The organism is Brevundimonas sp. 357 (assembly GCF_003938605.1).
Taxonomy (GTDB): Bacteria; Pseudomonadota; Alphaproteobacteria; order Caulobacterales; family Caulobacteraceae; genus Brevundimonas.
Map to the genome: position 1 here is coordinate 1 of NZ_RHWX01000026.1, position 9,838 is coordinate 9,838.

The window sequence follows — 9,838 nt, forward strand, 5'->3', positions numbered from 1 at the left end:
CGCGGGATGGAGCAGCCCGGTAGCTCGTCAGGCTCATAACCTGAAGGTCGTAGGTTCAAATCCTACTCCCGCACCCACTACAGTAGTACAATCGCCGTCCTGGCTTACCAGGGCGGCGATTTTGCCTTTCACGGTCAGTGCAAAGCGGCCCCGTTCCGGCAGCGGCGTCACCACGACCGTCTCAATCAGTTGGCGCACCAGATCGCGCGCTTCTGCGGCCGCCTCGCTGTCGCTGCGGTGAAGCGCCTGGGCCAGGTCGATCACCACGCGGCGATAATGCTCTGCGATCCCTGGGTGTAGAGATATGGGCGAGGGCGCTTCCTCAGCCGTCAGTGCCGCCTCCAGAGCTGCGCGCTGGACCTCGAGGACGGAGAGTTTATCCTTGATCGCCGCGCCGCTCAGGACGCCGTCGGCCACTTGATCGATAAGTCGCTCCGACCGGCGTTTGGCCTCGGCCAGCTCAGCTTCCAGCTTGCCTCGCCGGCCCCGCGCCGCCCGATTGCGTTTTTCCATTTCCAGACGGGCCTCCTTCATGGCGGAGGCAACGATGTCAGGCGCCAGAAGGCGGTCTCTGAGGGCCGTCAGGACCCGGGCGGCGATGTCGGCGCCCTTCACCCCGCGACCGTTGTCACACGCGGCCGAGCCGCGCTCGCGTCGCCAGGAACAGACGAACCTCTGCTCAGATCCGCTGCGGATCATCGGGCCGCCGCAGCAGCCGCAGGTCAGCTTGCCGCTGAGCAGATGCCTCGGTCGAACCGAGGCCAGTGAGGACGTCTTCTGCGGGCCCAGTCGGTTCTCTTCGTAGCGGGCGCGGACTTTGAGCCAGAGTTCCTCAGGAACGATCCGCAGGTCGGGCACTTCCTGGCGGACAATGCTGGCCGGGTCGCCCTTGCGTGCATTGCGAGCGCCGGTACTGCGGTCCTTCAGCCAAGTCTGCCGTCCGAACACCAGAATGCCTCGGTAGAGCTCGTTGTGGATGACGCCATTTCCACGTTCGGCGTTGCCGTTGATGGTCGACGCGTTCCAGGCCTTACCTCGAGGGCTAGGAACGCCGCGCGCGTTCAGGTCTGCTGCTATGGCGCGGGGGGAGGCGCCCGCAGCGTACTTGCGAAAGATCTCGACGACGACTTCGGCCTCGGCTGGGACGATATCGCGAAGACCCCTGATCGGTTCGCCCGCCGCGTCGAACTCGCGGCGGATGGCGTAGCCATAAACACGTCCGCCGGTGTGACGGCCATCACGAACCACGCCTTCCAGGCCTCGGCGTGTCTTCCTGCGAATCTCCTGGAGGAAGAGAGCGTTCATCGTGCCCTTGAGGCCGACGTGGAGTTCATCGACGACGCCTTCCGAGATCGTATGGATGGCCACGCCGTGGAACCGCAGGTCCTCATAGATGGCGGCGATGTCGGCCTGAGACCGTGACAGCCGATCCAGCGCTTCGCAGATCACCACGTTGAACGCTCCGCCCTTAGCCGCGCGTTCCATGGCCAGAAAGCCGGGGCGGTTGGCGATTGAGGCGCCGGATATGCCGGCGTCCTCGAAGGCGCCGACGACTTCAATGCCCTGCCGGGCGGCGAAGGCACGGCAGGCGACGAACTGATCCTCGATCGAGGTCTGCTTCTGCAGATCACTGGAGAAGCGGGCGTAGAGAGCGGCGCGCGGCAACGAACGGGGCGCAGGGGACCGGGCGCTGATCATTAAAGGTCGTCTTCCGAATGGCAGGGAGATGGCCAAGTTTGCCTCTCCACCGCCACGCGCGCTAGGGCGCGGACGAGGCTGGCGAGCAGGTCTTCAGCCAAGGCTGCTCGGGCGTCGGTCGGCAAGGGCGCGTCCAGAGCAAGGATCTGGGCGTGATCGCGTATGGTCGTGGCGATATGCAGCGGCGACCGGGAAGCCTCGCTTCTTACATCGGGCAGAAGGGTCGCTGGGGAGGTCTCGCTCTTCGCCGATAAAGCGGGCGATGGGCTCGGCGTGCGCTGCTGAGGCTCCTCGTGTTCGGAGGCAGCAGAACGCGAGTGGGGGAGAGATTTCAATGTATGGACCCTCAGGCATGCGTGAGCGAACAGGCTCGCGCCACGCAAAGTTATGAGGGGTCCGAGACGGATGTTGTCCGTCCTGGATTAATGAGCGGTTAACGCCGCCCCATCTCCTGTCGGAGGCTTTCTGAGACGAAGCGGCCTGAAACCAATCGCCCTCTGGCCTAAAATCCATCAAGCAGGTCGTGAAGCATCTGCAGCTTTGCCATGATTTCAGCCGGTCTATCAAAATCGTATGGCCGGACGGGAAGGGGACCAAAGGCGGCGACGCCAATGTCAGCCGCCAAGGTCCGCAGGTGCGCGAATTCTTGTTCGCTGAAGCGCTCCTTCGATAGAGCGGCCAGATGGACGGAAGCTTGCATCAGCCGGTGGCCCATGAGCTTCACCATGTAGTCCTGATGGCCTTCCAGATCGGTGATGATCAAGCGCCGCAGATATTCGCTGGCGCTGACGCCTGTGTCGTCAAGCTTCGTTGACATCAGGCGATGATAATGGGGCGAGATGTTTGTCACGACACGCGGGTTGAGAGAAGGCATTAAACCACCGAATTCATGTAGAGGGGTGTTTGAGGTGTAACACCTCATGGTACTGGAATCGTTGAGGAAAACCGTATTTCGTGCGAGGGTGTGCGAAAGTTCACACCCTCCCGCAGTTTTATTGCTGAATGTTATCAGCCGGTTACGGCGACGCAGTTGTGCGTAATGTGTGCCCGCTCCCGTAGGGAGCTTTAAGCGAGAGTCCCGCATGCGGGCGGCGCGCTAATTTTTCGTGGGGTTCGCGGCAGCCAGCAGGCATTCTGCCCTCTTGAGGAGCGTAGCGGGGCGCCTGAAACAGACGCCTAAACGGCCAGCGCGATGACTCGGGTCTGTGGCTATTGAAAGAAGTCCGCGGGGGCGCAGTTCAGTCCCCGCGCCAGGGCAAACACGGCCAGGATGCCGACGTTGCGTTCGCCACGTTCGATGCCGCCCACATAATTTCGGTGCAGCCCAGACCGATGCGCTAGCTCCTCCTGGCTGAGGTCGCGCGCAAGCCGCAGCTGCCTGACGGCGCGACCAAAGGCGAGAAGGTCCGGATCACTTTCCACCACAATGGCTTGCGGTGGAGCGTCGCCACCATCTACACACTATCAGTGTGATTCTGCGCGAGCTTGATATGCGGGATGTTGGCCTGACACGTTTGGATTATCTTATCGGGGAAGAGACGCATCTGGACGGGGCCGATTTGAAGCAACTCGTTCATCTTGCCTCCTTGGATGCAATGCGTCGCGCCGTTGCTGACGGCCTGGGCGCGGAGGGGGCTCTAGTGCTCCAAATCCTTCTGCTTCTTTGGAAAAACCGGATCCAGAAGCGGTCGGAAACCCCCTATATCATCGCCATACGCGACATAGACTTGGAGATGTTCCTGGACCTGGACGAAGATCGGGTCCGTGAAGGATTGCGTCAATTGCTGCCATTCGTTCGGGTAGACGACCTGGACCTCTATCTTTGCGGCGATATCGAATTAAGCTTGGAACCGCTCCTCAAAAAGGACGGTCGACTGGCCGATCGGTTGGATCTGGTGTGGCGTACGACGCATGCGCGGGCACTGATTGAGGCGGCGATGGAAGCGGAAGAAGCCATACATTGCTACCTGGGTCAGCTCCAAGAAAGGGTGGATCCTCAGGCTGGCGATCGGTTGGTGGTCCTGCAAACGTGGTGGCGCCAGTATCTTTCCAAAGAGCGCTTTGCTCGCCCCTATGATGTTCTCGAGGTGCGCTCAGATCTATGCGCTTTCGAAGACCAGACGGCGGAATTGGCGCTTGTCCACGATGGCTTTGTCGGTCTGTTGGCTCGCGCCGACGAGTATGGGGCGCTATTCTCGGAACGCCTTCAATTGGCGCCAGGCGCACGGCTCCAAGCCCTCCGTGGCCCCTGTCGAGTTCGACCGGATCGCCTGGATCGTCCTGGCAGGCGATTGGAAATCGTAAGATGAGGCAGGGGCGCGGCACGTGGGCGAGAAGCGGGAGCTTACGACTATGTCAGATCTAGGCATCACCATTTTTGATCCGGCGGACGCGCTTACCAGCCCTGCGCACATCGCCGCTTATATCGACTTGGTCGCGGAAGAGACTGGTCATGATACCGAAGAGATACTCAAGGCGATGGGTGTCGCCGTCCGCGCCAGCGGCTCTGCCTCGGTTGTTGCGATGAAGGCAGGCTTGATGTTGGCGGAGCTGGAAACGGCTCTCGGGGCGGATGGTGATCCGAGTTTTGATACGGTTTTGAAGATAGCGCACGCTTTGGGGATTCGTATCCATTTTGAAACATAGGACGCTGTGAGGGTAAGGAAGTATTATGGATGAGATGCTGAAAACACGCCCCTTCGATATGGCTAACTACATTAGCGAGCCAGATGATGTGTCCGCATATCTCGAGCTGTTGCGTGACGAAGACGCAAGCGATCCAGGCGCGTGGAACAGTGCACTTGCAGTCTTTTTGACGTGCGACAGCGGTCGGGCATTGCCTCTGGGGCGTTTTGCTGAAGCCCTTCATGAAGCTGGCCTCCGCATGCGAATCGAGCCCGTTTAAGTAAACGGTGGGTGCCATGGTGAGCGATCGGGCGCCCAAATAGAGGCGCGATGATGATTTTGAGGTGATAAGGCGTGGCCTGAACGAAGCTATCGCTCACGTAAAAGGCGAAGAGGAGGCGGGTGGTATCCGCATCTTTGTTCCAGATGAAACGCCAGCCAAAACATGCGCTCCGATTGAGGCAGACCTTAAGGAACTTGACTGCGAAGTGTACGCTGGCCGGGCGATCGCACATCAATGCTTACGTCTGTCGGAGGCTATCTTCATCGAGGCACCCGCGCTAAGTCATAGCAGGTCAATCAGATGCGCTCTTGGGAGCCATCCAATTGTACTGCTCTTGACTCGAACCAGACCTTGGGACCATCCGCTTCGGGCGGTGGGGCGGGGCGTGATCCGGTCGCGCAAGCGCCGCAAGTCGTCCATCGTCGATTGGGCGATCGTCAATGTGCTGAATCGACTGCAAATCCAGCGCCCCCATCGTCACGACCGTCCAGACGGTGTAAGCGTCGAGAACGATCTCTCCACCGTCGCCTTCAGCGATCCCAGTACGATGGATCCGCGCTTCGTCGCTATCAGATAGTGGCAGGGACCTATTGAATGAGAGGAATACGACCGCCGGGGTCAGTAACGCTCAATCGTCCAGCGCAATCGTGATCGGCGCTGCTCCGAACGCACGTTGGGCGGCGTTTCCGGCCTTCGCATGGGCCCGATGGTATTGGACCCGCGTCAAGGGCCCCTTTGTCTCCATCGCGAACGCCACAAGGTCCTGCGAGTGGAAGCCGCGCTTGATGGCGGTCGCCAGATAAGCGGTCACCGGGATCTGATTGGGGTCTTGGCCCGCGGCCTCGAACTGAGCCTTGAGAACCTGAACAACCAGGCTTGCCGCATAAGAGAAGCCCCGCGGGCCGAGATCGGTGGCGATCTCGCGTGCTCTGGGACAATGCGGATGGGTCTCGACCGATCCGCCTAATAGGCTCTCGATCTCAGCGAGGGGAAGCCCGTTGACCCAGGCTTCCAGGGCTTTCTTGAGGGTCGGCCAGTGCGGCGCGAGGTCGGCCGTCTTGTTGATCTTGACCGCTGATCGCGCGGCCGCTTCGGAGGAGCCCAAAAGCCCGGCGGCCAATGGTTCGGCGGCGAACCAGTCGGCCATCCATCCGATCCAACCCACGACGTCCTGCGGCAACGGCCCCGTTGTGGAAAGCCGGCCGGCCAGCGTTTGGAGAACGCCGGCGGCCGCGCCTGACTGAGCCGACAGCTCAAGAATATGCGGAGCCCATGGCGTGGTCTGGGACGCGTCAAGGGCGGTCTTCAGCGCGCCGAGCCTGGAGACGAACGCCGTCTCCTCGCTCTTTCTCCGGGCCTGGAAGGCGGCGAACGAGCGCTGCTTCAGATCCTCGAGGCGATCAACCGCATCGCCCTGCAGGCGATTGATCACATAGGCGACCTCGGCCACCGCCGGCGAGGTCTGAATGTGATCCAGCACGGCATTTAGCGGATCGTCCAATTCAATGCATCGGTCGCTCTCGGGTAGGATCGATCGGAGTTTCTTCTTGGCGTTGGTGTCTGGGATTTTGCCAGTGAACTTTAAGATGGCCTCAGGAACCAGGATGACCACGCCGTTGGCTAAGTGACCGGCTCGCCCCGCCCTGCCAGCAGCGTTGAGAAGTTCGTGGGCCTTGAGCGCTTCGCGTCCGCCTTCCATCAGATCGGCCCGCTTGTCGCCCGACAGGATCGCGACTTCGGATGGAAGGTTCATTCCTTGCGACAAGGTCGTCGTGGCGACGATAACGGCCGCGCCGTCCTTGCGGCGATAGTAGGTCTCCACAAGCCTCCGCTCGATCGGCAATAGATCGGCGGAGTGGGGCACCGCGGCGGCCTGGCTCGGAACCAGAGAGTGACCACCGCTCCCCATCTCGTCCTCAATGGCGCTGTGCAGTTCCAGCTCATAAGTCGTGTGTGGTCCCAGCTCTGGAAGCGCTTCGGCGACGCGCGCGGCGTTCTTGATCGTCTGTTGGGCCGTCGTGACGAAGACGATCGTCTTGAGGCCCTGTTTGGCCGAGGCCGTAGCGATGGCGCAGGACACTGCGTTCGCATTCGGCAGCAAATAGGGGCCGGTGGGGCCTACGGTTCCGTCGAGCTCAACGTCCGTGGCCAAAAGCTCCGAGATGGTGATGTCGGTCGTCCCGACGTTGTTCCAGTTGTGCTGCAGGCCGAACAGCACGTGGGGCCGGGCACGCAGATGGGCTTTTGCCGCCTTCCCGAGGCCATTCGTCCCGGCGAGCAATCGGGCCTTGGCGGCCGAGGCCAGAACCGTCCTCAGCTTTGCGGCTTCGTAGAGGACAACGCCTCGCGCCTGTCGGCTCGGCTTCCAGATGGGGTCGATGAGAACGCATTGTCGACCGGTCTGCTCATGAATCCAGGCGGTGAAATCCCCACCGTCCTTGACCATGGCGGATAGGAACAGAAGATCAGCGTCGGGCCTCGCCTTGAGGAAGCCGAGGACGGCGAACATTCCGTCCAGGGCGCGTCGCAGTGACCCGGCGGCCGGACTGAGCATGTGACATTCGTCAAAGACCAGCAGACCGACGCCATCGAAGGCGGCGTCACCCAGACTGAGCCGCGCCAGGCACATCTCGGGCGTCATGACCTCGATCCGGGCCGGGGGAGCCAGGCTCAGCAACAGAAGGTCGAAATCCGTCGTGACAGACCCATCGACGATCTCGTCGGGAAAGGCCTCGGCCAAATCGTCCCGCAGCTGATCGGCCAGGGCGTGTGTCGGAACAAGGAAGATGACCGCCTGCTTGCGGGCCAGGACGCCGGCGATCTTGAACTCGGCGACCGTGGTCTTGCCGGCGCCGGTCGGAAGCGTGAGGAGGGCGGACTTTCCCGTCTGATGAAAACCGGACGCGAGCGCGGCGCGATGGTTGGGCCACAGGAGCGGCTTGGTCTTAGCCCGATGAGCCAGCCAGGACATCCAGACGCCCTCATCCGCGCCCGTGGGCGGCGGCAGCGTCTGGATTGACGCTTCTCCCAACGTCTCGCCGGAGGCCTTGAGAAGGCGTGCAAGGTGAGATGGACCGGGATAGGTCGTCGTGAGCGCCCGCGCGCCTATGACCGCCGGATGGTCGAGCGTCGCCAGTTCGAGCACACGATCGAACGCCGCGCCGGATCGCTGAAAGCGCAAGGTCTCCGCGAGGGGGTGGGGTTGAGCGAGAAGTTCCGAGGCCAGAAGCTCCACGCCGTCCAGCAGGGCCGCATAGAGGAGAGACGTCGCTTCGGCCGGGATGCTGTCCCGACTGGCGCGCAACGTTTTGCGCCGCTGGGCGCGATTGAGGATATCGATCAGCTGGCCCTTTGCGAGCGCGCGAATGCTTTCTGAGAGGAGAGTCTCGATCGTGAAGCTGCTGGCGTCGGTGCGGACGGGCAGGGCGTTCGCGGCTTCATTCGCATCGGGATACTGTTCCGCCGCGAGGAAGAGAAGGCAGGCGGCGAGCGCCGGGTGAACCTCATCGCGGCTCAAGAGCTCGTTATCGGGAACAGCGTCGGTGACGCCCTTGGCCAGGATCTGCTGCGCAGTCGCCGCCACGAATGAGGAGGCGCGCTTTTCGTCCCTGTTTTGGGAAACGACAGCGATCAGCTCATAGGTGTCGGCGATGTTCGCCAGCCTCGCACGGGCGGGCGGGTCGGCTGTGTCTTCACGCAGGCGTGCCGTGACCAGTTGGGCATACGCCTCGGTCAGCTCGAGCGGAATCCGGTCGGACGCCAGGGTAGGCAGAGCCGGCGCCGAGCGCAGGAAGGCGGCGGTCTCGGGATCAAACATTCGTGGGCTCGGCTATCGTGGTCTCGGTCTGGGCGTCGACATGCGCTCGGGCGGCGGTCGCCAACGCGTCAAACCAGGGACGAAGCTTGTCGGTTGGAATCTGAAAAACTGCGCCGAGCCGCTGATCGGCAGTCAGCCCCGCAAGTTTCTCGTAGCCCGTGAAGACTGAGGCGCGCGCGACCTCGGAGTCCACGTCGGGGGTCACGGCAAGGCTGGCGCGATAACGGCGCTTCTTCAGGTCGAGTATGGCCGCCGCCGCCTTGGGTACGGCGACTGAAGGGAGGTTCGCTTGTCGCAGCAGTTCGCCGGCTGCGGCCAGGAGTTCTGCGGAGCGTTTGGCAAGATGATAGTCCTGGAAGGACTTCATCACCTGGGCCGCGAAGATCTTCTTGGGCTCGCCCGAGCACTTGTCCTCGAAGATAGTCGATTGGGCGATCGCTCCGTTCTCGACGTGGATCAGCAGGCCGTCCAAGCCTTGAGTGGTGGATTTGACGTGCGGGTCGCGCATGAAGTCGCCAGGACCGGCCCTCTGTTGCGCAGCGATCCAGGAAATCGCCTCGAATATGAAGCCATCCCTCTGCCAAGGATCGGTACCTGCGACCGTCAGCACCGTGTTCGCTTGGGCTTTCAACTCCGCCAGTCCCAGGACCGGGCTCCCGGGGTCCAACCCCGCCAGCACCACGGCGACATGCTGCGCTTGGCCTAGGGCGATGACGGCGACCAGATAGGCGAGCCTATCGAAATCGAGAAGCGTCCACTGCTCGCCCAAGCAGTGCGCATTGATGGCGACATCCTCGACAATGAGCGGTTTCGAATTGTCGGCCATAAAGATCATCCCCGCTTCTCGGATAGTGTGATCGGTGTGCAATCTCAACCATGGCGCGTGATCAGCGAACCGCTTGCGACTCTGGCGGTGCGGTAAGGACGCCGGCGTCGGTCAAATAGCGGACCAGATCGTTCCAAAGCCTATGGCCGCGATCTTCGGGCCGGCTTTCCAGGTGATCGAGGATGGTCTCGGCGTCAAAGCGTCGGCACAGGAGCGCGAGACGCTCAAGAGCGTTGCCTCGCTCTGCTGCGCTTTCAGCCAGTTTCCAGACGAGGGCCGCCATGTTGGTTCCTGTCTCAGCATTGACTAGACGGGCCATCAGGTCGTCTCGAAAAGCGATCTGCTCGACGGTCGGAGTCTCATACCGTGTGGATGAGCCGGCGTAATAGAGAATGTAGAGACGAACATGATCATCGGACGATGAGGCCAATCGGCGGGCGAGCGTGGTCAGGACCGGATCGCGTTGGGCGCGGAGGTCATCGACGTAGAGCAGAAACTCCGTTGACGTGCCTCTGAGTTTTCATCCAGCGGCGACCAGAGTCCTTGGGTTAGTGATCCGCCCCCGTTTTCTGGAGCATCCGAGGCTGGA

Annotated in this window: 10 protein-coding genes and 1 tRNA gene; 5 read left to right on the forward strand and 6 right to left on the reverse strand. The window is 61.9% G+C overall.

The window, feature by feature from the left end; translation table 11 throughout:
• Nucleotides 1-77 (forward strand) — tRNA-Met (locus EGK63_RS16060).
• Here EGK63_RS16060 and EGK63_RS17050 read toward each other — a convergent pair.
• From EGK63_RS17050 to EGK63_RS16080, 3 genes are all read right to left on the reverse strand, one after another.
• The gene (locus tag EGK63_RS17050; protein ID WP_371413041.1) at nucleotides 34-1,698 is read right to left on the reverse strand and encodes a recombinase family protein; all 1,665 of its coding nucleotides are present in this window, start codon (nucleotides 1,696-1,698) and stop codon (nucleotides 34-36) included. The two genes, EGK63_RS16060 and EGK63_RS17050, sit on opposite strands and share 44 nt — an antisense overlap.
• A gap of 502 nt (nucleotides 1,699-2,200) precedes the next feature.
• Entirely contained in the window at nucleotides 2,201-2,572 is a 372-nt protein-coding gene (locus EGK63_RS16075) for a hypothetical protein (RefSeq protein WP_165906638.1), read from the reverse strand.
• Nucleotides 2,573-2,907: 335 nt separating this feature from the next.
• The gene (locus tag EGK63_RS16080) at nucleotides 2,908-3,123 is read right to left on the reverse strand and encodes a helix-turn-helix transcriptional regulator (protein ID WP_312052262.1); all 216 of its coding nucleotides are present in this window, start codon (nucleotides 3,121-3,123) and stop codon (nucleotides 2,908-2,910) included.
• Between the two features lie 11 nt (nucleotides 3,124-3,134).
• Here EGK63_RS16080 and EGK63_RS16085 point away from each other — a divergent pair, with 11 nt between their 5' ends.
• From EGK63_RS16085 to EGK63_RS16100, 4 genes are all read left to right on the forward strand, one after another.
• Nucleotides 3,135-4,007 carry a hypothetical protein gene (locus EGK63_RS16085; RefSeq protein WP_165906639.1) on the forward strand — a complete coding sequence of 291 codons (873 nt, stop codon included), beginning with the start codon at nucleotides 3,135-3,137 and terminating at the stop codon, nucleotides 4,005-4,007.
• A 43-nt stretch (nucleotides 4,008-4,050) separates the two neighbouring features.
• Nucleotides 4,051-4,344 (forward strand): addiction module antidote protein, encoded by a 294-nt coding sequence (locus tag EGK63_RS16090; RefSeq protein WP_125902296.1) that lies wholly within the window; start codon nucleotides 4,051-4,053, stop codon nucleotides 4,342-4,344.
• A 25-nt stretch (nucleotides 4,345-4,369) separates the two neighbouring features.
• Entirely contained in the window at nucleotides 4,370-4,603 is a 234-nt protein-coding gene (locus EGK63_RS16095) for a hypothetical protein (protein ID WP_125902297.1), read from the forward strand.
• Nucleotides 4,604-4,991: 388 nt separating this feature from the next.
• A complete protein-coding gene (locus tag EGK63_RS16100) occupies nucleotides 4,992-5,183 on the forward strand; it encodes a hypothetical protein (RefSeq protein WP_125902298.1) in 192 nt (63 codons plus the stop codon).
• 51 nt (nucleotides 5,184-5,234) lie between these two features.
• On the opposite strand, the gene EGK63_RS16105 is transcribed toward EGK63_RS16100, so the two are convergent.
• From EGK63_RS16105 to EGK63_RS16115, 3 genes are all read right to left on the reverse strand, one after another.
• Nucleotides 5,235-8,423: a DEAD/DEAH box helicase gene (locus tag EGK63_RS16105; RefSeq protein WP_125902299.1), complete on the reverse strand. Its 3,189-nt coding sequence runs from the start codon at nucleotides 8,421-8,423 to the stop codon at nucleotides 5,235-5,237.
• A complete protein-coding gene (locus EGK63_RS16110; RefSeq protein WP_125902300.1) occupies nucleotides 8,416-9,249 on the reverse strand; it encodes a hypothetical protein in 834 nt (277 codons plus the stop codon). The genes EGK63_RS16105 and EGK63_RS16110 overlap by 8 nt, the downstream gene beginning before the upstream one ends.
• A gap of 61 nt (nucleotides 9,250-9,310) precedes the next feature.
• Nucleotides 9,311-9,532 carry a hypothetical protein gene (locus tag EGK63_RS16115; protein ID WP_125902301.1) on the reverse strand — a complete coding sequence of 74 codons (222 nt, stop codon included), beginning with the start codon at nucleotides 9,530-9,532 and terminating at the stop codon, nucleotides 9,311-9,313.
• Nucleotides 9,533-9,838 lie beyond the last annotated feature (306 nt).